General features: G+C 37.9%; 26 protein-coding genes. 18 read left to right on the top strand and 8 right to left on the bottom strand.

Features of this window, described 5'->3' with window-relative positions; all coding sequences use genetic code 11:
* Nucleotides 1-120 precede the first annotated feature (120 nt).
* Nucleotides 121-633, top strand: coding sequence for an HD domain-containing protein (locus tag J7E63_RS00205; RefSeq protein WP_215009776.1), 513 nt, complete (start codon nucleotides 121-123; stop codon nucleotides 631-633).
* 40 nt (nucleotides 634-673) lie between these two features.
* Here J7E63_RS00205 and J7E63_RS00210 read toward each other — a convergent pair whose 3' ends face one another.
* Nucleotides 674-1,150 carry a hypothetical protein gene (locus J7E63_RS00210; RefSeq protein ID WP_215009777.1) on the bottom strand — a complete coding sequence of 159 codons (477 nt, stop codon included), beginning with the start codon at nucleotides 1,148-1,150 and terminating at the stop codon, nucleotides 674-676.
* A gap of 196 nt (nucleotides 1,151-1,346) precedes the next feature.
* Here J7E63_RS00210 and J7E63_RS00215 point away from each other — a divergent pair, with 196 nt between their 5' ends.
* From J7E63_RS00215 to J7E63_RS00270, 13 genes are all read left to right on the top strand, one after another.
* The gene (locus tag J7E63_RS00215) at nucleotides 1,347-4,754 is read left to right on the top strand and encodes a hypothetical protein (protein WP_215009778.1); all 3,408 of its coding nucleotides are present in this window, start codon (nucleotides 1,347-1,349) and stop codon (nucleotides 4,752-4,754) included.
* Nucleotides 4,755-4,970: 216 nt separating this feature from the next.
* A complete protein-coding gene (locus tag J7E63_RS00220; protein WP_215009779.1) occupies nucleotides 4,971-6,149 on the top strand; it encodes a cation:proton antiporter in 1,179 nt (392 codons plus the stop codon).
* Between the two features lie 184 nt (nucleotides 6,150-6,333).
* Nucleotides 6,334-6,462 (top strand): hypothetical protein, encoded by a 129-nt coding sequence (locus J7E63_RS30035; protein ID WP_285289902.1) that lies wholly within the window; start codon nucleotides 6,334-6,336, stop codon nucleotides 6,460-6,462.
* Between the two features lie 244 nt (nucleotides 6,463-6,706).
* Nucleotides 6,707-7,705, top strand: coding sequence for an ABC transporter substrate-binding protein (locus J7E63_RS00225; RefSeq protein WP_215009780.1), 999 nt, complete (start codon nucleotides 6,707-6,709; stop codon nucleotides 7,703-7,705).
* 122 nt (nucleotides 7,706-7,827) lie between these two features.
* Nucleotides 7,828-8,859: an ABC transporter permease gene (locus tag J7E63_RS00230; RefSeq protein ID WP_215009781.1), complete on the top strand. Its 1,032-nt coding sequence runs from the start codon at nucleotides 7,828-7,830 to the stop codon at nucleotides 8,857-8,859.
* Entirely contained in the window at nucleotides 8,834-9,628 is a 795-nt protein-coding gene (locus J7E63_RS00235; protein WP_214998386.1) for an ABC transporter ATP-binding protein, read from the top strand. The genes J7E63_RS00230 and J7E63_RS00235 overlap by 26 nt, the downstream gene beginning before the upstream one ends.
* Before the next feature lie 251 nt (nucleotides 9,629-9,879).
* Nucleotides 9,880-10,995, top strand: a complete 1,116-nt coding sequence (hppD, locus tag J7E63_RS00240; protein ID WP_215009782.1) for a 4-hydroxyphenylpyruvate dioxygenase — start codon at nucleotides 9,880-9,882, stop codon at nucleotides 10,993-10,995.
* A gap of 104 nt (nucleotides 10,996-11,099) precedes the next feature.
* Nucleotides 11,100-11,711 carry a flavin reductase family protein gene (locus J7E63_RS00245; protein WP_215009783.1) on the top strand — a complete coding sequence of 204 codons (612 nt, stop codon included), beginning with the start codon at nucleotides 11,100-11,102 and terminating at the stop codon, nucleotides 11,709-11,711.
* A 14-nt stretch (nucleotides 11,712-11,725) separates the two neighbouring features.
* A complete protein-coding gene (locus J7E63_RS00250) occupies nucleotides 11,726-12,655 on the top strand; it encodes a fumarylacetoacetate hydrolase family protein (protein ID WP_308161857.1) in 930 nt (309 codons plus the stop codon).
* A 4-nt stretch (nucleotides 12,656-12,659) separates the two neighbouring features.
* Nucleotides 12,660-13,823 carry a homogentisate 1,2-dioxygenase gene (locus J7E63_RS00255; protein WP_215009784.1) on the top strand — a complete coding sequence of 388 codons (1,164 nt, stop codon included), beginning with the start codon at nucleotides 12,660-12,662 and terminating at the stop codon, nucleotides 13,821-13,823.
* Nucleotides 13,824-13,935: 112 nt separating this feature from the next.
* Nucleotides 13,936-14,550 carry an NUDIX hydrolase gene (locus tag J7E63_RS00260; protein WP_215009785.1) on the top strand — a complete coding sequence of 205 codons (615 nt, stop codon included), beginning with the start codon at nucleotides 13,936-13,938 and terminating at the stop codon, nucleotides 14,548-14,550.
* 90 nt (nucleotides 14,551-14,640) lie between these two features.
* Nucleotides 14,641-15,183 (top strand): NADPH-dependent FMN reductase, encoded by a 543-nt coding sequence (locus J7E63_RS00265; RefSeq protein ID WP_215009786.1) that lies wholly within the window; start codon nucleotides 14,641-14,643, stop codon nucleotides 15,181-15,183.
* A gap of 163 nt (nucleotides 15,184-15,346) precedes the next feature.
* Nucleotides 15,347-16,708 carry an aspartate kinase gene (locus tag J7E63_RS00270; protein ID WP_215009787.1) on the top strand — a complete coding sequence of 454 codons (1,362 nt, stop codon included), beginning with the start codon at nucleotides 15,347-15,349 and terminating at the stop codon, nucleotides 16,706-16,708.
* 295 nt (nucleotides 16,709-17,003) lie between these two features.
* Here J7E63_RS00270 and J7E63_RS00275 read toward each other — a convergent pair whose 3' ends face one another.
* Complete coding sequence (locus J7E63_RS00275; RefSeq protein ID WP_215009788.1) at nucleotides 17,004-17,222, bottom strand: helix-turn-helix domain-containing protein; 219 nt, start codon at nucleotides 17,220-17,222, stop codon at nucleotides 17,004-17,006.
* Between the two features lie 10 nt (nucleotides 17,223-17,232).
* Nucleotides 17,233-17,718 carry a DUF2975 domain-containing protein gene (locus tag J7E63_RS00280; RefSeq protein ID WP_215009789.1) on the bottom strand — a complete coding sequence of 162 codons (486 nt, stop codon included), beginning with the start codon at nucleotides 17,716-17,718 and terminating at the stop codon, nucleotides 17,233-17,235.
* A 208-nt stretch (nucleotides 17,719-17,926) separates the two neighbouring features.
* Here J7E63_RS00280 and J7E63_RS00285 point away from each other — a divergent pair, with 208 nt between their 5' ends.
* Nucleotides 17,927-18,325, top strand: a complete 399-nt coding sequence (locus J7E63_RS00285; RefSeq protein WP_215009790.1) for a hypothetical protein — start codon at nucleotides 17,927-17,929, stop codon at nucleotides 18,323-18,325.
* Nucleotides 18,326-18,592, top strand: a complete 267-nt coding sequence (locus J7E63_RS00290) for a molybdopterin dinucleotide binding domain-containing protein (protein ID WP_251033284.1) — start codon at nucleotides 18,326-18,328, stop codon at nucleotides 18,590-18,592.
* A gap of 53 nt (nucleotides 18,593-18,645) precedes the next feature.
* Here the strand turns inward: J7E63_RS00290 and J7E63_RS00295 are convergent, their stop codons facing one another.
* Nucleotides 18,646-19,221 carry a DUF2238 domain-containing protein gene (locus tag J7E63_RS00295; protein ID WP_215009792.1) on the bottom strand — a complete coding sequence of 192 codons (576 nt, stop codon included), beginning with the start codon at nucleotides 19,219-19,221 and terminating at the stop codon, nucleotides 18,646-18,648.
* A 13-nt stretch (nucleotides 19,222-19,234) separates the two neighbouring features.
* The gene (locus J7E63_RS00300; RefSeq protein ID WP_215009793.1) at nucleotides 19,235-19,801 is read right to left on the bottom strand and encodes a DUF2238 domain-containing protein; all 567 of its coding nucleotides are present in this window, start codon (nucleotides 19,799-19,801) and stop codon (nucleotides 19,235-19,237) included.
* 190 nt (nucleotides 19,802-19,991) lie between these two features.
* Between J7E63_RS00300 and J7E63_RS00305 the strand changes: the two genes are divergently transcribed.
* Nucleotides 19,992-20,609, top strand: coding sequence for a GntR family transcriptional regulator (locus J7E63_RS00305; RefSeq protein WP_215009794.1), 618 nt, complete (start codon nucleotides 19,992-19,994; stop codon nucleotides 20,607-20,609).
* A 61-nt stretch (nucleotides 20,610-20,670) separates the two neighbouring features.
* Here the strand turns inward: J7E63_RS00305 and J7E63_RS00310 are convergent, their stop codons facing one another.
* On the bottom strand, nucleotides 20,671-22,227 hold the full coding sequence (locus tag J7E63_RS00310; protein WP_215009795.1) for an ABC transporter permease/substrate-binding protein: 1,557 nt from the start codon (nucleotides 22,225-22,227) through the stop codon (nucleotides 20,671-20,673).
* Complete coding sequence (locus J7E63_RS00315) at nucleotides 22,227-23,351, bottom strand: ABC transporter ATP-binding protein (RefSeq protein WP_215009796.1); 1,125 nt, start codon at nucleotides 23,349-23,351, stop codon at nucleotides 22,227-22,229. Before J7E63_RS00315 ends, J7E63_RS00310 begins: the two co-directional genes overlap by 1 nt.
* 418 nt (nucleotides 23,352-23,769) lie before the next feature.
* Here J7E63_RS00315 and J7E63_RS00320 point away from each other — a divergent pair, with 418 nt between their 5' ends.
* Complete coding sequence (locus J7E63_RS00320) at nucleotides 23,770-24,255, top strand: nitroreductase family protein (RefSeq protein ID WP_215009797.1); 486 nt, start codon at nucleotides 23,770-23,772, stop codon at nucleotides 24,253-24,255.
* Nucleotides 24,256-24,301: 46 nt separating this feature from the next.
* Here J7E63_RS00320 and J7E63_RS00325 read toward each other — a convergent pair whose 3' ends face one another.
* The gene (locus tag J7E63_RS00325) at nucleotides 24,302-25,273 is read right to left on the bottom strand and encodes an NAD(P)H-dependent flavin oxidoreductase (protein ID WP_215009798.1); all 972 of its coding nucleotides are present in this window, start codon (nucleotides 25,271-25,273) and stop codon (nucleotides 24,302-24,304) included.
* Between the last annotated feature and the right edge of the window lie 16 nt (nucleotides 25,274-25,289).

Below are 25,289 nucleotides of genomic sequence, written 5' to 3' on the forward strand. Positions count from 1 at the left end.
AAAAGAAGCGGCGGGCCTTCGAATGCCTTCTGTTTTTTTTATATAAAAAAATAGCCATGTACCATTTGTTATCATATAATAAATGAAATATATTATTTTGAAAAAGTTAGGAGAGATCGCATGAGAGACGTTAGCTTATTGAATATATTTGAACATCATATTGCCCAAAAATATTTGAACCGTTCTGGTCTTGCCCATGCGATTGCTGTAGCCTACCATGCCTTTCAATTAGGGAAGGAGCATCAACTGGATGTTGACATTGCTGCAAAAGCAGGGCTCCTCCATGACATGGGCCATTATACATGGTATAAAAATGGAAAATGGGATTATGACTTATACAAGCAAAATGACATTCACCCAATTAAAGGGGCTGAGCGGGCTCACAAGCTCCTAATTCGTCTTGGAGAAAATCCAATCAAAGCTAAGGCGATTGCACTCGCCATTTTATTTCATACTGACTCCTTTCTACCATCAAACGATATCGTTCGGACACCATTACAACAAATTGTTAAATGGGCCGATGAAAAGGATGAGGAAGAAGGCGGCATGCACCATTACCGAACCATTGAATACGAACGTGCAAAACAAAGCATTATCCGCCTAGACGAATGGATCGACAAAGAAGGTGAATAAAGAAAAGGCGGTGCAAATGCACCGCCTTTGTTCAATCAATTTACTTCCTAGTAAAGCCTTCTTCTTGCAAAAACGCCTCAGCTTCCTCATAGGTATCAAAGGTAGCATCAAGATTTAACCCAAAATAGATATTCCAGGATTCATTTTCTTCAACTAGAATAAGGACATTATTTTCACTATCGACCCAACGCTCCTCTTTTGAATCTCCAATAATGGCTTCTTCAGCAGCCGTTTTTTCGACTGATGATAGGGATTGAATCGATTGTTTTAACAATTTACGGAGTTGGTCTTCCGAGAAATCACGGATATTGACCATTCCTTTTTCATCCGTATCATAATTGTCCAGCTGTCCAGCATAAACAAATCCATTCCCATTTGGGTGTAAGTGATAAACAATGTTTTTCTTATCAGAGATACTGCCTTCGAACTGAAAATTGACTCGTCCAAGTGAAACATTCTTTCGTTCCAACTCTGAAAATGATTCGATAATCGCTAATTTTTCATTATATGTAAGCATAGTTTCCTCCGTCTATTTAAGTAAATCCTCTTATATCATACAGATATTTTACCCAAACGTAAAATCTTTAAAAAAAGTGTTGCAGAGTTCATGTTTTTTTGAGAATATATTGAAAATATTGCATAATTGTGTAAAATTACACTATAGAGGAAAAATTTGTATGATTGCCATTTTGGTATGATTGTGGGGAGATTTCATGGGTTCGAATATGAGAGAAGAGCAGAGGAAAATTTTTAGAAAAGAGTTATTCACTTTACGTGAAGAAGGGTACCTTTCTGAGGCAATTGTCGACACCGTAGCAAGGGCACATTCTCAATATCATATGGATTTATTAGAAATGGAAGCAAAACCCCCATCCACTGAAAATAATACGCCGATTAAAAAAGCTGCACCGCCAAAACCGCAAAAAGTGAAAAAAACGTTAACACCAGAAGAAATCCGTGAAAGGAATATTACCTGGTTATTAAACATTGGGGTAATCTTTTTATTAATAGGTGGATTGTTTGTTGCGACGAGCAATTGGGAATCATTGACAAGTTTCATGAAAAGTGGATCAATAGCAATTGTTGCCCTATTATTTTACGGTATTGCTTTTTTAACGAAGAAAATATTAAAAATTGAAAAGACGGCCTTTGCCTTCATTGTTCTTGGAAGTTTGTTTTTGCCAATTTTTATCCTATCGCTTGGATGGTTTGGGTTATTAGGACCATATTTTTCAATATCAGGGGAGGGACGTTATCTACTCGGAACGCTCGGGAGTTTGCTGCCAATTATTGTTTACTATTTATTTGCAAAGAACTTAGTTTCTAGATTATTTGTTTGGTTTACCTATGTCTCAATAAGCATAGGAACTGCCTTTCTCTTAGCCAGCTTCCATCTAAAAATTGATTTCTTTTACCTAGGTTTAATGGTTTTTAATGCTATCTTTATTTTTGTATATCATCAGTTAAAACACAAGGAATCATTCAAATTATTTACGAATGAATTTATTCCGTACGTCCAAGTAAATCTTGTTCTTTGTACTTTATTTATGCTTTTTTTATACGATAATGAGGTCTTATACAGCTTCAACCTGCTGTTAACAGCGATTATTTATTTATCAATGATGTATGTGAGCGGTCGAAAAGAATATCATTTCATTTTTAGCGTCATGATCGTTTATGGTGCCTATCAGTTAATTGAGCATAGCTTCCTCGATAGTTTTGGGGAGATTGTATATGCTTTAATCGGATTTGGGATTGTATTCGTTCCAAAGGCTTTGGATGATAAATTCACATTAAATAGAGCCTTCCAATATACAAGTGCTGTTATCTCAGGTTTAGCGTTTATTTACATTAGCCTGGAGGGAATTCTCCTTCGTGCAGGCAATCCATCGATTGTGCTTTTGCTTGCTTATTTTATCATTGCAGTTAACTTTATTTATTTATCCTATCAGGGTTCTGGACGATTATTTCCGTATTTAAGCGCAGTTTTTGCAGCTTCTGGCATTTATGAAACGATTGCATTAGTAAACCAGCCTTTCGATATGGTCAATTTTTCTCTTCAGTTGTCTTTAGCAGGTTTTATCCTATATTTTGGGTTAGGCATTGCGCTACTATCAAAGTACGTAAAGGTCATTCAGACTGCCTCCAGAGATGTCGGCTTATCGATAATGGTGCTGGCAATTTTGTCTGCAATTTCTTGGTTATTATGGTGGGAACTAGGCGTTATGTTATTACTATTGGTGGTTGCTTCCTTTCTACTGTACAAGAAGGAAACACGGATTTATCTTCAGGAGGCCGCTTTATGGAGTATTCCTGGTTTACTTGGTCTTTCCATCGTAGCTTTTGGAGAAGAAATTAATACAAATTTTTTTGTTTATCTTAATGAATATGGTTATGCAATAAATTTTGCGGATGGGGCAATTATGGTTTTATTATTTAGTTTTGTATGGAAAAAGGTTGGGGAAAAGGAATTAGGTATTATATCAATATATACCTCACAGGTACTCTATACATTTGCCATTTTCCATGCTTTGCTAAGTCCGATTAACCATTTATGGGTTCAGCCGCTTGTTTTGTTGGTTGGAATCGGCATGTATTTTTATTTATATAAAAAAGTTGGTACGAAGTGGGTCCCTTTTATTGTAAGTATCTCAGTACTGCTTACGTATTTTTCGATTATCCAAGCTGTTACGCTTAAATTTTCATTAAGTCATACAATTAATTCACTAATTGCTTCAACAAGTGCAGTGGTCATGATTCTAATCGCTTATCTCAGTCAGAAAAATGACTTGAATCTTTCCATTGCCTTTGCATGGGTAGGACACAGCATTTATCCACTAGCGCTATTCTTCACATGGTTTGCATATCAGTCAGACTCGATTTATAGCTTTATCTTGGCAGTGTTTGTATATGCTTTTAGTACAAAGTTTACTAAGGTAGAATGGAAGATAAAAGTTTTTCTTTATGGGAGCTTTACGTCCCTCTACTTTATTGTTTCAACTGGGTTAGATCAATTAATCAATCGATATTTTGGAAACTATGAATTCCCAATCACTAGCGGTTTCATTCTTCTATTTGCATTTTTCGCTAAGAATGAATTTAAGAAACGGACAGCTTATTTTTTCGTCCCATTTTCAACAATCGGAATTGTGTTTACATTAATTACCTATCCGTTTGATTTGCTGCCGTATCTGGTCACGCTTGCCTATATTGTTGGGACACTGTTTTATATGCATAAAATCAAATGGGATCTTTTAGGGGTAATCCCATTATTCTTAGCATTTATTGCAACGATTGAATACTCTTATCTTGGTAAATTAGATGAACTTGATAAAATGCTTCTGTCTGGCGGCTTAGGGATGGTTCTGTTGATTATTGGCCAATTCGTTTATAAAAAGCTAGTTGAATATGGATCGAACATTCAGCAAACAAAATTCGATGGATTTACGCTAGTTTCATTCTTGTTTTTCTTTCTTATGTACAGTTTCGAGAATCAATACATCTGGTGTCAGGCACTGCCAGGATTGCTTATTTCAGCTTCCTTGTTGTTGCAAAGGAAAAGGGTGCCTGTGAGGTTCTCTGCCCTTTTGACAATACTTGGTGGAGCCTATTTGTTACAACCATACTATTCCATAATGGCTATGCTTCATATTCCGTCATTATGGGAACGTGAAGTGATTGTCCTTCCGTTTATAATTCTAATCATTTTCATTCGACGTTGTTTAAAGGGAAGATATTCTGATATAACGAAGGCTGTTCAATGGGGAGTCCTAATAATCGTATCCCTGTTATTAATCCAAGATGGTTTAGCAAGCAACACGATTTATGATGCAATTATTATAGGAACACTCTCATTGTTAGCGATGATGGCAGGTATGTTCCTGCAAATTAAATCCTATTTCTTTGTTGGGGCAGGTGTATTATTATTAAATGTCTTCCTGCAAACTAGACCATACTGGGGGAATATGCCATGGTGGTTCTATTTATTAATTGCTGGTCTTATCTTGATTACCGTAGCAAGCTTTAATGAATGGAATAAGCAAAAAGTAAATAAAGGTGAATCGACATTTATCACCAGTTTCAAGGAAAAAGTAATTGATAAAATGAAAAAGTGGGACTAAAGGGGAAAGACCTCCTGCAATTAATTCTCATTGAATAAAAACATAAAGTTTGTTATAATAGTAATAATTAAATAAATCATTTATTGTTTTTGGAGGAGCCTGTCACCAAGGGATATCTATGTCCCGTGGTTGACAGGCTTTTTTTGTTTTCTCCCAAAAAGGGTCTGATTTTTATAAAGCAGACCCTTTAATTTTTTACGAAGGAAAGGTGATTGGATGGAATTAATTTTTGAATTAGCGATTATTTTATTTGCATCTAAAGTTGCTGGGGATATTTGCGTTAAATTGGGTCAGCCCTCGGTTCTAGGGAAGTTGTTAATAGGGGTTATTTTAGGTCCAGCTGTGTTAGGCTTCGTTTCAGATACGAAAACATTAGCAGACCTAAGCCAAATTGGTGTCATCTTGTTAATGTTTATAGCAGGTATGGAGACTGATTTAAATGAATTTAAACGCACGTGGAAGGCATCAACCTTCGTTGGAATCAGTGGAATCATTGTTCCTTTAGTTTCAGGTTACTTAGCAGGAATTTTGATGAATATGACAACATTTGAAGCCTTATTTTTAGGATTATTACTTTCTGCAACAAGTGTAAGTATTTCCGTTCAAGCACTTAAAGAGTTAAATAAGATGAAATCTAAAGAAGGGACCGCGATTTTAGGGGCTGCCGTCATTGATGATGTTCTTGTGATTATCGCCCTGGCCTTTTTAATGAGTATGGCCGGTGGAGAAGTGAATTTAAGCATGATGATTATTAAAAAGGTCCTCTTTTTCATGAGTGCTATTTTAGTAGCTTGGAAGGTGGTTCCATGGGTTTTAAAGAAATTTGCCCCATTAAAAGTCACAGAGCCGCTCGTCACGGGTGCATTAATCATTTGCTTCCTGTTTGCCTATGTAGCCGAAATAACAGGTGTTGCGGCGATTATAGGGGCGTACATCGCTGGGGTTGCTATTAGTCAAACAGAATATAAACTTAAAATATTTGAGAAAGTGGAAACAATCAGCTATTCCATTTTTGTACCTATATTTTTTACCTCGATAGGGGTGGCAGTAAGCTTTGACGGAATATCGAAAAATTTCGGGCTAATTATCGGTTTTAGCATCCTAGCAATTTTAACCAAGTTAATCGGTGCTGCAATGGGAGCAAAAATAGCTCATTTTTCCTGGAAGAGTTCACTTGGAATTGGAGCTGCTATGGTTTCACGTGGAGAGGTTGCCTTAATTATTGCCTCGATTGGTTTGGAGACAAAATTAATCAGTCAGGAATTATTTGCTGTTTTAGTGGTAGTAGTACTAGTTACTACCATCGTTACACCCCCAATGATGAAGTATTTTTTCAGTGAAGGTAATAAACAAACAGAAATGAAAAAAACAGTATTAAGTAAAATAGGAGGCTAGCTTAAAAACAAAAATTTTATGAAAAATTATTAGTGAAATATATCATACTTTCACTAGTTAGTTACAAATAAGTTCAAGTACTTTTTCGTTTTATAAAGATTGATTGAAATTGTACCCCCATTATTCCAATGGATTAGTCGAATATTATATTAAAGAATACAGACTAACATTCAGGAGGTTAGAAATGGGAATCGTGATCATTGATATCGACAAATTACTAGAAGCAACGTCAAATCTAACATCTGAGAAAAGCAACAATAAAATGAAAAAGGTTGAAATTGACCTCTTGCTTGAAAATACCCGTGATTGGTAAAAATAATATTATCCAGATAGTTTTCTAGAATGCCTTCCATTTAAAAGAAGGCATTTTTTGTTGTTTAAAAAGAAAATGAAGGTTTTAATAATGTCAAGATTTCCTATTAAATTATGCTGCTTTAAAGCGAAAAAATATTTTACGCATTTCTATTGCTTTTCGTGCAAAAAAATACTAGAATAATTTTTAATATATTAAATTTTATGAAAATTAGTATTTTATTATTTAAGGGGGATTTAGCTAGATGAAGAAAAAAGTTAAAGTATTGTCGATTGCCTTAGCAGGAATGATGTTGCTTGCAGGCTGCGGAAGTAAAGAAAAAGCAGGGGGTTCTGAAAAAGAAGGAGCGGATAAGGAGTTCAAAGTAGGAATTACCCAGTTTGCCCCACACCCATCTCTAGACGCTGCTACAGAAGGCTTTAAAAAAGCCTTAAAGGATAAAGGGATTAAGGTAAGCTATGATGAACAAAATGCTCAGGCAGATATGAACAACACTCAAACAATTGCCAATAATTTTGTCGGTGACAAAGTGGATTTAATTTTTGCTAATGCCACTCCAAGTGCAACGGCAGCATTGAATGCAACAAAGGATATTCCGATTATCTTTACATCGGTGACAGATCCTGTGGGAGCAGGTTTGGTAGAGGCTTTTGATAAACCAGGGAAAAACATTACTGGTACAACCGATAACCATCCAGAAGCAACGAAAAAAACAATAAGCTTTATTACGGACGAAGTGAAAGCAAAAAATATTGGTGTCATCTATAACTCTGGTGAACAAAATTCAGTGGTTCAGGTGAAAGAAGTTAAGAAAATTGCTGAAGAGAAGGGTGCTAAACTTGTTGAAGTATCTGTTTCAACTACAGCAGAAGTGAAGCAGGCAGCTGAATCATTAGTTGGCCGTGTTGATGCGATTTATGTTCCAACTGACAATACCGTAGTTACTGCTCTTGATACGGTTATTGCCGTTGCAAACAGCAAAAAAATTCCACTTTTCGTTGGTGAACTTGATTCCATGAAAAAAGGAGCAGTTGCTGCCAGCGGGTTCAGCTATTTCGATCTTGGCTATCAATCTGGTTTAATGGCTGCTGATATTTTAAGTGGGAAGAAGAAGGTATCTGAAATTCCAGTAGAACTTCCAAACAGCTTAAAGCTTGTCATTAATACGAAGGCTGCTGAAGCTCAAGGCTTAACAGTAAATGATGCTTGGAAAAGTTTAGGCGAGTTTTTCGAAGGTAAATAAAATTATATTTTTCATGAATGGAGCCTTCGTTTGAAGGCTCCATCCATGAACCAAACATTAGCTTGAAATAGGTTATTGCATCTTAGAAGCAGGCTTAATGATTTAAAGAAAGGATGATCTCAATGTTTACAGCCATATTTGGATCATTTGAAGCAGGTATTATCTATGCGATTATGGCACTAGGCGTCTATCTTTCCTTTCGTATTCTGGATTTTCCAGATTTAACGGTGGATGGGAGTTTTGTGACGGGGGCAGCAATTTCAGCTGTAATGATTGCGAATGGAACCGATCCATTTTTAGCAACAATCATGGCGTTATTCGCCGGTTTTGCAGCTGGATGTATGACAGGTCTTCTCCATACATTTGGGAAGATTAATAACTTGCTTTCCGGAATTTTAATGATGATTGCACTTTATTCAATAAATCTTCGAATCATGGGACGCTCAAATATCCCATTATTAAATACAGATACTGCTTTTACGAAAATTAGTGGATTTTTTGAAAAGACAGGAATTGATTCATTTTTCGATAACATACTCTCCATGGTGGGTCTCGGCGACAGCTTGCCGGAAACATGGGGAATTCTTATTTTTATGATTATCGTAACATTTGTGATTAAATTCTTTACCGATCTGTTTTTGAAAACCGAAATTGGGCTTGCCGTCAGGGCTACGGGAGATAATAAACGGATGATTCGCAGCCTTTCTGCTAATACCAACCTCCTTGTTGTCCTTGGCTTAGGTCTTTCAAATGCTCTTGTAGCTTTCTCAGGTGCTCTGATCGCCCAGCAAGGTGGATTTGCAGATGTAGGTATGGGGATCGGGATGATTGTGATTGGTCTAGCCTCCGTTATTATTGGTGAAGCCTTATTTGGTACAAAAACGATTGCTAGAACCACTCTCGCTGTTATTGGAGGATCGATTATTTATCGAATTGTTGTTACTTTAGCATTACGGGTAGATTTCTTGGACCCTGGTGATATGAAGCTGATTACTGCTCTCATTGTTATTCTTGCTCTTACTACTCCAAAGATTATTGAAAGTTCCAAAGAGAGAAAGCGGAAAGCCCGCAGAAGATCTGAAAGATCAAACATCATTCAGACTTCTGGCCATGCGAAGGGGGACAATCATGTTACAATTAAATCAGATTCATAAGATATTTAATGAAGGGACACCTGATGAAAAAATCGCCATTGATCATGTGAACCTAACCCTGCAGCCTGGTGATTTCGTAACGGTAATTGGCAGTAACGGGGCGGGGAAATCAACCTTAATGAATATCATTTCAGGTGTGTTAATCCCGGATATAGGGGAAGTACAGATAGGCGGAAAAAATGTCACTAATATGTCAGAGTTTAAACGGTCAAAAATGATCGGACGTGTTTTTCAGGATCCAATGGCCGGTACGGCTCCAAGTATGACGATTGAAGAAAATCTTGCCATGGCTTATTCTCGGAATAAAATGAGAACACTTCGACAAGGAGTTACAAAAAAGCGACGTGATTATTTTCGTGAGGTATTGGAATCCCTGCATCTGGGCCTCGAGAACCGCCTAAGTGCAAAGGTAGGCCTGTTATCCGGGGGAGAACGTCAAGCACTATCCCTGTTAATGGCTACCTTCACAGAGCCTTCCATCCTCCTTCTTGATGAACATACGGCAGCACTTGATCCATCAAGAGCGGAATTAATTACGAACTTAACGAGAGAAATTGTAGACAAATATAAACTGACCACATTAATGGTTACTCATAACATGCAGCAAGCCATTGACTTAGGAAATCGATTAATCATGATGGATAAGGGCCAAATTATTTTAGAGGTCAATGAGGAAAATAAGAAACAATTAACAATTGAAGGTTTACTGATGGAGTTTAAAAGGATACGTGGGGTACAAATGTCAAGTGATCGTGCCATTCTTTCCTAATAGGAAAAAATTTTTTTTGAGTGTCTATTTTAGATTTGCTTTTATAAAAAGTATTTCCAATATCATTAAAGGAGAAACTGCCTGTTTTGGGTAAGTTTCTTTTTGTATTTTGGGAAATAATTCGAAGATATCTAAATTACTTTAGTACAAAAATGCGTTATTGCTTTACTTCCCATCCTTGAAAGGACAAGATTCTTTCATTTAGAATTAATTCAGAATATTATTACTCTTAAACTAATGGGGGTTTCTAAATGAAAGAAAATAGAGTAAGGGCAGACCAATTAGTTGATGATTTTTTCCCCGTTCGAGATGTTGATTATATTGAAATTTACACAGGGAATGCCAAGCAAGCATGTCACTTTTTTTGCACTGCCTTTGGATTTCAACCAGTAGCTTACGCTGGTCTTGAAACTGGTAATCGTGAAACCGCTTCCTATTGTTTAAAGCAACGGAATATTCGCCTCGTCCTAACAGGCTCCTATACCGAAGACAGTGAAGTTTCCCAATTTGTTAAAAAACACGGTGACGGTGTGAAGGACATAGCCCTGTTAGTCGATAATGTCGAGAAAGCTTTTGAAGAGGCAGTGAAAAGAGGAGCCATTGTGATTGCTGCCCCATCTGAAATCAAGGATGAAACAGGTGTGATTAAAAAAGCCGTTCTTGGTACATATGGGGATACCATCCATACGTTAATTGAACGGAAAAATTATCAAGGGGCATTTTTACCCGGGTATGTCGCATACTCGGCGCCACTTCCGATTAAAGATGCCGGGTTAATTGGGATCGATCATGTAGTGGGTAACGTGGAGAGGATGGAGGAGTGGGTCGAATATTACGCTAAGGTAATGGGCTTTAAGGAAATGAAACATTTCTCTGACAAGGACATCACGACGGAATACTCAGCTCTAATGTCAAAGGTCATGCATAACGGAGGGCGGATTAAATTCCCAATCAATGAACCGGCAGTCGGAAAACGCAAATCACAAATACAGGAATATCTAGAATTCTACAATGGTCCGGGTGTCCAGCATTTGGCGATATTAACGGAAGATATTGTATCAACTGTCGCTATTTTAAAGGAGAATGGGGTAGAATTCCTAAATACTCCACCAGCATATTATGAATCCTTAGGTGAACGCATCGGTAAAATTGATGAAGAAATTGAAAAGCTTCGCGAACTAAATATTTTAGTAGACCGTGATGATGAGGGGTATTTACTGCAAATTTTTACAAAACCAATCGTAGACCGTCCGACATTATTTGTTGAAATTATTCAACGAAAAGGGGCACGTGGTTTTGGTGAAGGAAACTTTAAAGCTTTATTTGAGTCAATTGAACGGGAGCAGGAAAGACGAGGAAATCTCTAATATAAAGAGCAAGGGTTTAAAGGACAAAAGTATAGAGCGGAGTAGGAAAAGGGAGAGATATTACTCCCTTTTTTTAAAAGTTAACCTGTAGGGGTGAATATGTTATGGAGATCTCGCCGAAAACACTGGAATGGAGAGAGGCATATAAACTATTAGTTGGTTCGATCCTTCCCCGTCCAATTGCTTTTGTTTCGACCATAGATGGAAATGGGGTAGCTAATGCAGCACCATTTAGTTTTTTTACTGCGATTTGTGCGGAGCCCATGCTTATCTGTTTTTCACCGATGAGAAGAGGAACGGATGGGGCTAAGAAAGATACACTTGTAAATATTGAAAGCACAGGTCAATTTGTCATTAATATTGTAAGTAATAGCATGGCTGAGCAAATGAATGACTGTGCGATCGAATTCAACCCGGATATCGACGAAATAGCAGAAGTGGGTTTAACGAAGGAACCAAGTTTAAAGGTGGGTGTACCGCGTATCAAGGAATCACTCGTTCATTTAGAATGTGAATTAGATCAGGTATTACATTTTGGTAATAAGCCCGGTGCAGGGAGCCTTGTAATAGGAAAAGTAGTTCATGTCCATGTGACCGATGAACTATTTGATAAAGGGAGAATTGATACGGCCAAGCTGAACCCAATTGGACGGATGGCTGGGAACATCTTTACTGACCCGTTAGCTAAAATGTTTGAAATGGATCGAAAAAAGTAGAAAAGGTGAGTGTCGTGAAATTTGTAACTTTTGAAAAAAAGGATGGGACAATCCGAGCAGGCTGGTTACTTGACCAACACTATGCCGTTGATATGTATGAGGCATCAGGCGGGGTGCTGCCAAGTAATCTATTAGCTTTTCTTGAAAATAGTGACGCCCATCTGGAAACAGTGGCTAGTTTAATCCCATTTACAAAGGGACAAAAAGGCGTTTATCCATTGAGTCAACTTTGTTTAAAGGCACCACTACCTATTCCTAGGAGTTTTCGTGATTTTTATGCATTTGAGCAGCATGTGAAAACAGCGAGGGAGAATAGGGGCCTCGAGATGATTCCAGAATGGTACGATATCCCTGTCTTTTACTTTTCCAATCATCTTGCAATTAAGGGAACAGGAGAGGAAATAATCAAGCCCGTAAATTGTAACTGGCTTGATTATGAGCTGGAAATCGCATGCATTATTGGCAAAGAAGGCAGAAATATTTCCGCAGATGAGGCAGATGAGTATATTTTTGGCTATTGTATTTTAAATGATTGGAGCGCAAGAGACCTACAAAGGAAGGAAATGAAGGTTGGACTGGGGCCCGCAAAAGGGAAGGATTTCTCGACATCGATTGGACCGTGGATTGTCACAAAAGACGAGTTAGAACCATTTAAATTAGGGAAGGGCTTCAATCTTTCGATGAAAGCCCGTGTCAATGGGGCTCTCCTTTCCAAGGGGAATATGAAAGACTTATATTATTCATTTGCTGAGATGATTGAGAGGGCTTCTGCTGGCGTGACTTTATACCCTGGAGAGATGATTGGTTCAGGTACAGTTGGATCTGGATGTATTCTTGAGCTTGGAGAGAAGGTTCATCGCTGGCTAATGCCAGGTGATCAAGTCGAACTAGAGATTGATTATCTTGGAGTGTTACAGAATGAGATAATCGCTGAAGAGAGGTGAGAAGATGTATTACCGTCAAATGGGTAAGATTCCGCATAAACGGCATACGATGTTTAAAAAGGAAGATGGGAGTCTTTACAGAGAGCAGGTAATGGGGACTCGTGGATTCTCTGGAACCCAATCTATTTTGTATCATCAATATATGCCGACAGAAGTGGTGAAGGCAGAAGTGGTAGGAAATTACTTGCCCGTATATGAAGACCAGCAAGAGCTCAAACATCGTCATTTTTTTACAAGTAAAGTACCAACCAAAGTAGATGCCCTGAAAGCGCGGGAATATATTTTGGGTAATCAGGATTTATTAATTGGAACAGCCAATGTGACAATGCCGATGCCAAGTTTTTATCGGAATGGTGATGGAGATGAAATGCTTTTTATCCACTACGGCTCAGGAAAATTAGAAACGATGTTCGGGACTCTGTCATATCGGCCGGGCGATTATGTGATTATTCCGATTGGTACCATATACCGTGTCATACCGAATATAAATGAGGAGACAAAAATGCTTTTTGTTGAATCCTTCAGCCAAATAACAACTCCTAGACGGTACCGAAATGAATATGGTCAACTTTTAGAGCATAGCCCATTTTGTGAAAGAGACCTTCGTGGACCGGAAGAATTGACGACATTTGATGAAAAGGGTGAATTTGAGGTTTTAACGAAATCAAGAGGGAAGTTATCCTCACATACCATTGGACATCATCCACTTGATGTGGTTGGCTGGGATGGGTATTTATATCCATGGGCCTTTAACATCGAGGATTTTGAACCAATCACAGGAAGAGTTCATCAGCCGCCTCCAGTCCATCAAACCTTTGAAGGTAATAATTTTGTCGTTTGCTCATTCGTCCCAAGGCTGTATGATTATCATCCAGAATCGATTCCTGCTCCCTATTATCATAGTAACGTTAACAGTGACGAACTCCTTTATTATGTGGAAGGAAATTTTATGAGTCGTAAAGGAGTACAGGAGGGCTCTATCACGCTTCATCCAGGCGGGATCCCACATGGACCTCATCCTGGGAAAACGGAAGCGAGTATTGGAAAAAAGGAAACTCTTGAACTGGCCGTTATGATCGACACCTTTCATCCTCTAAAAATCGTAAAAACCGCACAAAAAATAGAAGATGCCAACTATATGTATTCTTGGTATGAAAAGAAGGATTAATGATTTTTCCAGAACAATCCAACGTATTACTAGTTGGATTGTTTTTTCAATCTAAGGTAAAAAGTGGTATGGTAGTAATAAGAAAAAACTGTAAATGAATAGAGGTGAAATCATGGAACTGGAATCAATAGTAACTAAATTAAAAAGCCATACTCCTAAAATTCTTGGAAGTGAGAAATTTTCAAAATATGCTGTCATGGTACCACTCATTGAAAAAGAGGATGGGATTCACGTGTTGTTTGAGGTTCGTTCCCTAGAACTAAGGAGGCAGCCTGGAGAAATATGTTTTCCAGGGGGGAGAATTGACGCACAGGATATCGATGAAAAAGATGCAGCTATCCGAGAAACGGTTGAGGAATTAGGAATTAACAAAGAGCAAATTGCAGACATTAACCCACTAGATTATATGATTTCACCATTTGGAATGATTATCTATCCTTTTGTTGGATACATTAAACATCCGGATAGGATCGTTCCAAATCCATCAGAAGTCGGGGAGATTTTTACTGTACCACTATCTTTTTTTATAAATAATGAGCCAGAGATATATCATATTGAATTTAGGGCAGAACCTGAAGAGAATTTTCCCTTTGACCTAATTGTCGGCGGGGAGAATTATAATTGGCGGACTCGAGGGGTCGAGGAATACTTCTACCGGTATCAAGGAAAAGTAATTTGGGGATTAACCGCTAAGATTCTTTCCCATTTTATTGAACTTATTCGTTAGTGTCTATAAGAGCATATCCTTGGTTATTTTAAGAAACAATGATTATAGTTATATTGCAGCTTGAAATTCAAGGATAAGGAGTTTATTTTTATGAAAATCGTAGCAATCGTTGGCAGTAATAGAAAGCAATCAATTAATAAAAAGCTGGTAGAATTACTGAAGGAACGTTATCTTGAAAAGGTTGACATTGAGATATTACCGATCGAAGACCTTCCAATGTACAACCAGGATGATGAGTTAACACCAGCAGAAGTTGTGATTCAAATCAAAAAAATAGTGGCAGCAAGTGATGGTGTATTAATTGCCACTCCAGAATATAATCATGCCATTCCTGCATTTTTGAAAAATGCACTTGATTGGTTTTCGCGAGTGGATAAAGTAATGATGAAAAAACCAGTAATGATTGTTGGCGCCACACCAGGTGTTCTTGGAACGGTGAGAGCACAGGTTAATCTTAGACAAATATTAGCTGCTATGGGAGCATTAACGCTTCCTGGAAATGAAGTATTTATCAATGCTGTCCATGAAAAAGTGGATGAAGCCGGGAAATTAACACATGAACCTACACTTGGATTCCTAGATACTGTGATGAATAACTTTATCGATTGGGTAGAAAAAACAAAACATTTGTAAACGAACATCTAAAACAGTGGATTTCGAGAGGAAATCTACTGTTTTTTTATCTCGCTGTCCACTGGTGGTGTACAAATGTCTTTGCATAAAAGAAATAACTTGATTATTTTCTGAATATCGTTAAAATTAAAATTATATTTTTAGATATTAGGGAGATGTAGGGATGAAGGTCGTAAAGTTTGGCGGGTCCTCGTTAGCATCCGGAAAACAAATTGAGAAGGTATTTAAGATAGTTGTTTCAGATTCCGAGCGGAAGGTAGTTGTAGTATCTGCGCCAGGAAAAAGGTTTTCGGAAGATAACAAGGTAACTGATTTATTAATTGAATGTGGAGAGTTATGTTTGCAAAATAAAAATCCAAGGGAAAAATTTGATGCAGTCATCGATAGATATTCCACTATCGCCGAAGAATTATCCCTACCTTTAGAAATTATTAACGAAATTCATGACGATTTAACAAAGAGGTTGAGTAGCGACAAAACAAAACCGGATCGTTTTCTGGATTTATTAAAAGCAAGCGGTGAGGATAATCACGCCAAATTGGTAGCGGCTTATTTCCAGGAGCAGGGGCTTGAGGCCTATTATGTCGACCCTAAAGAAGCCGGTCTCCTCGTCAGTGATGAGCCTGGCAATGCTCAAGCACTACCAGAAGCCTATAGTCAGTTATATTCGCTGCACGAGCGTTCTGGGATCTTAATTTTCCCAGGATTCTTTGGATATAGCAAACAAGGAGAGGTTTTTACCTTTTCGCGAAGTGGGTCCGATATTACTGGTTCAATCCTTGCAAATGCTCTGAAAGCAGACTTATATGAGAACTTTACGGATGTAGATGCTGTTTATTCCGTGAACCCTTCTATTGTAAAGGAGCCGAAGGAAATAAAGGAATTAACCTACCGGGAAATGCGCGAGCTTTCATATGCAGGATTTACCGTGTTACATGATGAAGCACTTGTTCCAGCATTCAGAGCGGGAATACCTGTTCAAATCAAAAATACAAACAATCCAAGTGCACCAGGAACGAGGATTGTTTATGAGCGAGACAATACGAATGGGCCTGTTATTGGAATTGCAAGTGATCAAGGTTTTTGTAGTATATATGTAAGCAAATACTTAATGAATAGAGAGATAGGTTTTGGCCGCAAGCTTTTAAGTATCTTAGAGGACTTCGGACTATCCTATGAACATACGCCTTCTGGAATTGATGATGTTTCTGTTATCCTCCGTGAAAATCAAATGGATGCAGAAACGGAAAAGGCGATTAAAGAACGGATTGAAACTGAATTACATGCCGATCAAGTAAAATTTGAACATAGCCTAGCTCTCATTATGGTTGTCGGAGAGGGCATGCGCCATAATGTAGGAACAATGGCAAGAGCCTCCAAAGCATTGGCGAAAGCTCGTATTAATATCGAGATGATTAACCAGGGCTCATCCGAGGTGAGCATGATGTTTGGGGTTAAAGTAGTAGATGAAAAAAGAGCAGTTCAAGCTCTTTATGAGGAATTTTTTGTGGCTGTAACAGTTTAATTTACACTCATCATTCTTTTGAAATAAAGCAGTAATTTGATAGTTCCGCTGGTATAGATGAAAAGGTCTTATTTAATATATACTACGATGCAAAGAAGAGAAATTTGAACGAAAAAGCATCCCTTTTGAGGTGCAAACATTACAAATCACATCATATTTTTTGTCACTAATATCAATGCAATTCTCAATGGAATTCTCTGAGTAAATAACATCAATAAACGCAAAGAAGGGATAGCTTAATGGCTATCCCTTAAATTCTCTAACGACTCCCGTTAAATAAATTTGTTGTCTGTTTTTATTGAGTGTCTTCGTCGCTTTTGTACACCAAAATATCACCTGGCTGACAATCCAAAGTCTTACATATCCCTTCTAATGTTGAAAAACGAACCGCTTTTGCTTTCCCATTTTTCAGAATGGAAAGATTCGCCATAGTAATTCCAACCCTCTCCGAAAGCTCCGTTACGCTCATTTTTCGTTTTGCTAATATCACATCAATATTAATAATAATTGCCATATCCTCCACCTCAGACCGTCAAATCATTTTCTGATTTTATGTTAATCGCTTCTTGTAGAAGCCGTTGGAGGATAGCAGCAAAAACGGCGATAACCAACGAAGCAAAAATGATGATGAGTCCTATTAATCCAATAGGAGGGTCAACTTTCTTCGCTATAAAACGAAAGAGTGGCAAACCTAATACATACAAACCACTGATTGCAATCGCACAGCACTTTATGTTCTTTAACGCCTTTACAGATAATTCCGAGAACGCTGTGTTCTCGTCAATATACCGTAAAAGAGTGAAAGCCTGATAGAGAGCAAAGTAAAAAGGCACAGCCGCTCCATACATCACGATGAAAACGAGATATTTCATTAGTGTAATATTTGGATACATTTTTGCTGCGAAATTCGCCATAGGGGGTACTAAAAATATACATAAAGCAAGCACTGCAATTCCAGCCAGAAAAATAATTACCTTTAAGAAAGTGGTTGAGCCTCGTTTAACATTCATTTAAAACACCTCACTTATTTAATGACAACATGATTTTAGCATATTATTTATTGTTTATCAATAAATTCGTATTGTTTTATATTATATTGTTATTGTTATTGAAATATCCTTTAATTTTGACAAAAATAAATTAATGATAGGGGACTCATTATTTGGAATCAAACATGAAATAAAGAACCCCAATTCTCCTATTTATGAGCAGAATATCATGGAAATTTTAACTATGCTAAAGGATAGAAATGGGCCGGAGCGTTTTCTCGATTTTTACCTTCGTGTCGGGCCTTACGGAGAACACTTTGGAAGAAATCCGGAAGGACTTAGCTTAACTGTCTTAGAGAATCATCCACATGGGATGGACGTTGGAGCTCTTCAATCGAGAATTCACGAGATATTGCAAACAGCTTCAGGAAAAATTGAATTGGCAGCACCAATTTTAATAAAAGATGTAGATCGTCTTCGTCAAACGCTTGATTCGAAATCCGATACGATACTTTTGGTTGGGAGAAGAGACCTACGAAGCAATAATTCCTGGCTACACAATCTCCCGGTACTTGTAAAAGGAGAAGACAGATGTTCGCTCATGATTCATTCCAGAGATGCTGAATGAATGGGCATTTTACGGGGAGATAATGCGCGGGTGAAATCTCGAACAGGAAAGATTGAAGTTCCAGTAGTAATCACGGATGATATCATACCGGGAACAGTTAGTCTGCCACATGGCTGGGGACATAATCTTATTGGAACTCGTCTAGGGGTAGCCAGCCAGTATGCGGGTGTTAATGTCAACCTGTTGACGGATGAACAAGTGATTGATCCTATATCCGGAAACGCAGTGCTTAATGGAGTACCTGTAATAGTCGAAAAGGTAAGATAAGTCAGGATAATGAACAATGCCGATAAAAGGGCTCGCCAATTAGCGAGCCTTATTTATAACTGTTTTAACTTAATCTTCGTTCGTAAACCTGCCCACACAGCGATAACAAGTCCGCCAATCGTATCAGCAATTAAATCTGTCATCGTATCCTTATTTCCGCCGCCTTGTAAGGTCATATCGAAGAATTGGTCTGAGCTAAATTCATAAATTTCCCATAATACCCCGCCGAGTGCTGCAAAGGATAACGTAAATAAAAATACAAACCACGGTGATATCTTATTTCCCGCATTTCGATGGACCAATCTTTCATATAAAGCAATTCCAGAAAAAGCAAGGATGGCCCCACTGACCACATGCATAAAGGTGTCCCACCAACCGAGTCCATACCAGCCTAATATGGAACCGAGATATTGTGAACCGACTAAGAAAATTAAATAAGAAATGACAATGGGCAAATTGAATTGGAGCTTAGTAAATAAGGCCAATAATAAAGGGACTGCTCCGCAAACAATTCCTCCAATGGCAACTGTTCCTTTAAAGGTTACATCGTTTGAAAAGTAGTAGACGGCTAATGCTGCCATAAAAATGACATAGATTAAACTGAAAATGATGACAAGCTTTCGATTCATAAATTTCCTCCTTTCATACTTTAGGCTTTCGCACAAAGGCGTAAAAGGAGACTAGGAGTCCCCCCGTAAACCCACAGAGTAAGTCATACATTGTATCTTTATTTCCGCCTCTTTGCATGGTGTGAGTTAACGTTTGATCACCCACAAACTCATAGATCTCCCAAAGTGCACTTGCTAGGACTGAGAGTGAAAGAACAAAAAGAAATAAAATCCATCTTGAAGCATCATTCCGCACATCTTTCGGGATGAATAATTTAAATAAAGTTATACCAACAATAGCTACATACATACCCTTAAATATATGAATGGTAGAGTCCCACCATTTATAATGAAGGTAAAAACTCACGATCGATCCTAAAAATAATGTACAGAAAATTAACATATAATAACCGATTATTATCGGGAGGTTAAAAGGATTCTTTTTCTTAAATATTAGTAGGAGGGGCAATCCACTCACAAGAATGCCGCCAAGGGCTACTTGCCATCTTGAGGAATCCCCTTTAATAAGGTAATAAACAAATAAGGAAGACATAAATAGAATAAAAACAACACTTAAAAGGATAATTACTTTCCGTTTCAAATACTTCACCCCATTAAACAAGTTTCCTTACAATTATGTCCAATAAATACAAATGAAATCATGGAATGTAAAACTGAGTGAAACTGAAATATTTGTTCTCGCATAGATACATCCAAAAGAGTATATTTGATAAGTAACCCTATACAGTGAAGCAGGGACTGGCCAAGATTAAGAAATGGTGGAGGAAGTTATGTTAAAGGCACAAATACCGACTTACGAGCGAATTGCGATTGATTTAGCAAATAGAATATACGATGAGAAATTTAAGGTAGGAGAGAAGATTCATGGCAGATCGACATTAGCAAGTGAATACAAGGTTTCCCCTGAAACTGTAAGGAGAGCCATTAAGATTCTTGAGGATGTTGAGATCGTCCATTCCACTAAAGGTAGTGGAATCGTCATATCTTCTCGAGAAAATGCTTATAAATATATTCAACGTTTTTCGAATCTCGCGAGTATAAAAGATCTTGAGAAGCAAATGAACTCACTTATTTCCGAAAGGGACAAGCTCGATGAGCAGCTGTTTGACACACTAAGAAAAATCATGGACTACTCTGGAAAGCTTCGTCACACGAACCCATTGGCTCCAATTGAGGTAGAAGTATATCCGGATTGTATTCACATTGGAAAAACCATTTCGGAAGTCAAGTTTTGGCAAAATACCGGGGGAACTGTTATTGGTATGAAACGGAACGGTGAATTAATTATCTCTCCGGGACCGTATGCATTAATTCTTGAAGGGGATGTCCTGCTAATCATAGGTGCTGAAGAAACTCATGACAGGGTGATTCACTTTATGGAAGAGTAAAAACGGCTTGGAATATGCGAAAAAACCGGATGTTGAGGTCCGGCTTTTTCCTTTTCCACTATTATTCCAATAATCCTTCTGTTTCCAAAAATTCTTTTGCGACTTTGGCAGGTGACTGTTTGAGACTGTCGACCTTATAGTTGAGTTCACGCATTTTTTCATCCGTCAACTTACCAGATAAAGAATTAATAACTTGTCTTAATTCTGGATGTTCCTTTAATGTTTCTTCTTTTAACATTGGTACGGCATAGTAAGGAGGGAAGAAGTTTTTATCATCCTCAAGTACCTTCAATTTAAACTCTTCAAGTAACCCGTCCGTCGAAAAGGCATCGATCACATCACTTTTATGGTTGTTTAATGCAGTATAGCGTAACCCGCCATCAATGGCTTTTACGTCTTTAAATTTCAAATTATACTTTTTGGAAAGTCCGATTAATCCGTCCTCGCGATTTGGAAATTCGATCGTCGGACCCATGGTTAATTCCGAGCTTACCTTTGCTAAATCAGAGATCGTCTTTAAACCATATTCTTTTGCGGTGTCTTGACGAATTGCTAAGGCATAGGTGTTATTAAATCCAAGCGGTTTTAACAATTCAAAACCATATTTTTGCTTGAATTCCTTCTGGACAATATCGTAGACGATGTCCGGATCACTCTGTGGCTTCTTCTTTAAGATATTAATTAATCCTGTCCCCGTATATTCAACATACATATCAATGTCCCCATTTTTAAGGGCACTGAAGGCAACCTGACTACCACCAAGATTTAGTTTTCTTTCTACTTGAATATCAGTCTTATTTTCTATTAAATCAGCGAGCATATTACCTAATATCATTTGTTCGCTGAAATTTTTTGAACCTATTACAATTTTATCCTTTGCGTTTACCTTTGAATAAGCAGTAAAAGTCCCGGCAATGATTAACAAAATACAAGCCAAACTAATCATTATTTTTTTAGTGGTTTTACCAGTCTTTTTTGCTGATGTTTGTTTGCTTGTATAGGAGAGGGATGATTCGAGTTTCCCCACAATAAAATCAATGACAAGCGCTAGAATACAGGCAGGAATAGCCCCGGCCAAAATCATATAATTATCGACTGTTTGCACACCTGAGAAAACTAGATACCCTAGACCTCCAGCGCCGATGAAGGCAGCAATGGTCATTAATCCAACAGCGGTAACCGCTGAAATTCTGATACCCGCCATAATCATCGGGAAGGCTAGTGGTAACTGAACCTTTCTCATCGTTTGACTCTTGGTCAGACCGATACCTCTGGCGGCTTCCAGAATGTCTCCATCAATATTCGTTAATCCAGTATAAGTGTTTTTAACGATGGGAAGCAGCGAATATAGAACGACCATGATAATCGCTGGGGTACTGCCGATTCCAACGAATGGGATGAGAAATCCAAGTAATGCCAAACTCGGTACAGCTTGAATCACATTCGTAGTTCCAATAATAGGTTTTGCGAGCTTTGGTTCCCTTGAAATTAAGATACCGAGCGGGATCCCAATAATAATCGCTATTAGGACAGAAATCACACTTAAATAAAGATGCTGGCCAAGTAAACTTAAAACCTGCTCATAGTTTGTGGTTAAATAGTTCCAAAATCCACTCATTAAAAGGCCACCTCCAAATCAATTAGTTGGCTGCTTAATGCAGATAGAATACTGCTTCTCGTAATGAGACCAATTAATTGGTTATGACCATTCACAACAGGTACATAACCGATTTTATGTTCATTCATTGTAGCTAAAACAGAAATTAAATTGGCATCCTGTGAAACGGATAGGACATTTTGTTCCATAATCATTTCAATCGACGTCGTTCGATTTAACAACTGGATGCTTTTTAATGTCACTAAACCCTTAAGGACATTTTGTTTGTCAGTAACTATAAGGCTGTCTACCTTATGGTCCTTCATAATCTCAATGGCCTGAAGTACGGTCCGCCTTGCGGTAATTTTTACTGGATTAGGTATCATAATATCCTCGGCCATTAATAATTCAGGATTATTCCAAACTCTTCTTTTTCCAATAAATTCTTCAACAAAGTCATTAGCAGGATTTTTAAGAATGTTTTCAGGCGTATCATATTGGAGAATATCACCGTCTTTTAGAATGCAAATCTTATCTGCTATTTTAATAGCTTCGTCCATATCGTGGGTGACGAAAATAATCGTCTTGTTTAATTCCTTTTGCATTTGGAAGAGTTCATCTTGAAGGGAGCTTCTTGTGACTGGATCTAAGGCGCTAAATGGTTCATCCATTAAAATGATATCGGAGTTGGTTGAGAAGGCTCTTGCCACGCCAATTCTTTGCTGTTGTCCCCCGCTCAATTCCTTCGGAAAACGATGTAAGAACTCCTTAGGATCTAAGCCGACCAACTCTAGCAATTCACCTGTTTTTTGGGTAATCGAAGCGGGATCTTCACCCTTTAGCTTTGGAATCAATTCTAAATTTTCTTTAATGGACATATGTGGAAATAAACCAGTATTTTGAATGACATAGCCAATGTTTCTGCGGAGCTCAATCGGATTTATGGTTGAGATATCCGTCCCATTTACATAAATTTTTCCAGAAGTTGGCTGAATCAATTTATTAATCATTTTCAGTAAGGTGGTTTTCCCACAGCCACTCGGTCCAATAAAAACAACTAACTGTCCAGCCTCAATATCCAATGAAAAAGGATTAATAATTGTTTTTGTTCGATACTTCTTAACAATGTTTTTAAATTCTATCAATTCCATTCCCCCCAATAATTAAGTTGTCTTGCGTCAATGCAACAACTTAATGGTAACACATAAGTTGTTTCTTTGTCTAATCATGCAGATTTTATACGCTAAGTTGAAATTTGCAATATTAATAACAAAAAATGTTAAAATGTTGTTAGTTACTAAATTTATATAAAAGAGGATTATTTATCAGTATATTTCAACCCCAATCAGCAGGGGATGCAGCAAATCTTGCGCAGATCACAGGTTTTATTCCGGCTCCGATTTGGGGGATTTTCTTCTTTGTCCAATCACTATGGTTTTGCTATTATGGCTTAAAACGGGGATATTATAAACTGGCGAATTAAAACTTTTACGTACAAAATATAGGGAGAGACATAAGATATTACGATGGGTTTCGATATGAATATAAAAGGGGAGTTATTGATTGAATATTATTGATTTAATTAAAACTCGGCGCAACATAAAAAAATTCAAACCTGATGAAATTGATAAAAATTTACTTCACTCATGGCTAGAGGCTGCTGCCATGGCACCCAATCACCGCATGACAGAACCATGGGAGATTTACTTTATTGGAGCAGAAACAAGAGAAAAGCTAAACCATAAAACTAATTTTGGAAACGCACCAATAGTATTGATGATTTTATCCAAGCACGGGGCGGCATCCATAGAAACAGTGGAAAATGCGCTGGCAACTGCATGCTTTATCCAAAATTTTAATTTAGCTGCATGGGCAGAAGGAGTTGGGACCTTTTGGTCATCCATTGGCATTACGCCCAAAAACAGGGGGATTCTTGGTGTTCCGGATGGCTATGATATTATTGGCGTTCTCGGAGTAGGCTATCCTGATGTAATCCCAGAGCCAAAGCCACGTACACCAATTCAGAACAAATTCAAAAATTTACCATAACAGGAACAGGAAAGAGCCAACCGTAAGGTTGGCTCTTTTAAATATGCTAGATAGCCTGATTGTATTCTAATGTAAGATTATTAATGATTGTTTGAACGGGAAGAATATCTTTGATTTCTCCAACCCTAGCCCCTGCAAAAACAAGGCCATTTTCCGTATCACCATTCATGGATACCAAAAGAGAATCCATGGTGCAAAAGCGGTAAGAACAATTCTTTAAGCAATCAATGCATTTAGCGATTTTTAGCTTATCTGTACCACTAATTAATTTTGCAAAATTATTATTAATGGCTCTTCCGTGAAGACCAACGGTTGTTTTTACCAAAACCAAATCTTCTTTACCTGCATCAACATATTTTTGTTTAAAAGTTAATGGGGCATCACATTCCTCGCTGGCTACAAAGCGTGTTCCCATTTGTACACCAGACGCACCCATTGCAAGAGCTTTTGCAATATCGCCGCCAGTCATGATTCCTCCTGCCGCAATAACGGGGATGGAAACCGCTTCAACGATTTCTGGGAGGATATCAAACATTGGGCGGTCTGTTCCAAGATGTCCCCCTGCTTCAAAGCCTTCAACGACAACTGCTGCTGCTCCCAGTCGTTCGGAAATCCTGGCTAATTTAGCAGACGAGACTATTGAGATAACAGGAATTCCTGCTTCTCTTCCCCATGCGTACATATCTCGTGAGATTCCAGCTCCAGAAATAATAAAGTCAACTTTTTCTTCTAGAGCTGCTTTCATTTTTTCAGCAAAGTCATTCATCGCGAATAGAACATTTACACCAATGTATCCTGCATCATTGATCAGACTTTTAGCTTTTCTTATATGTGTTCTCATTTCGTCAGTTGAAATCCCTGTTCCAGAGATAATCCCAATCCCGCCTGCATTTGCGACAGCTGAAGCCAATTTGCTTAGAGAAATACCGACACCCATTCCACCTTGCATGATTGGAACCTGAGGTCTCATATGGCCTATTTTAAGTTGTGGAAAGTTCAAATTATAACCCCGTTTCATTGTTTGTATTAGAAAC

The sequence above is a fragment of the Bacillus sp. ISL-75 genome (genome assembly GCF_018613095.1).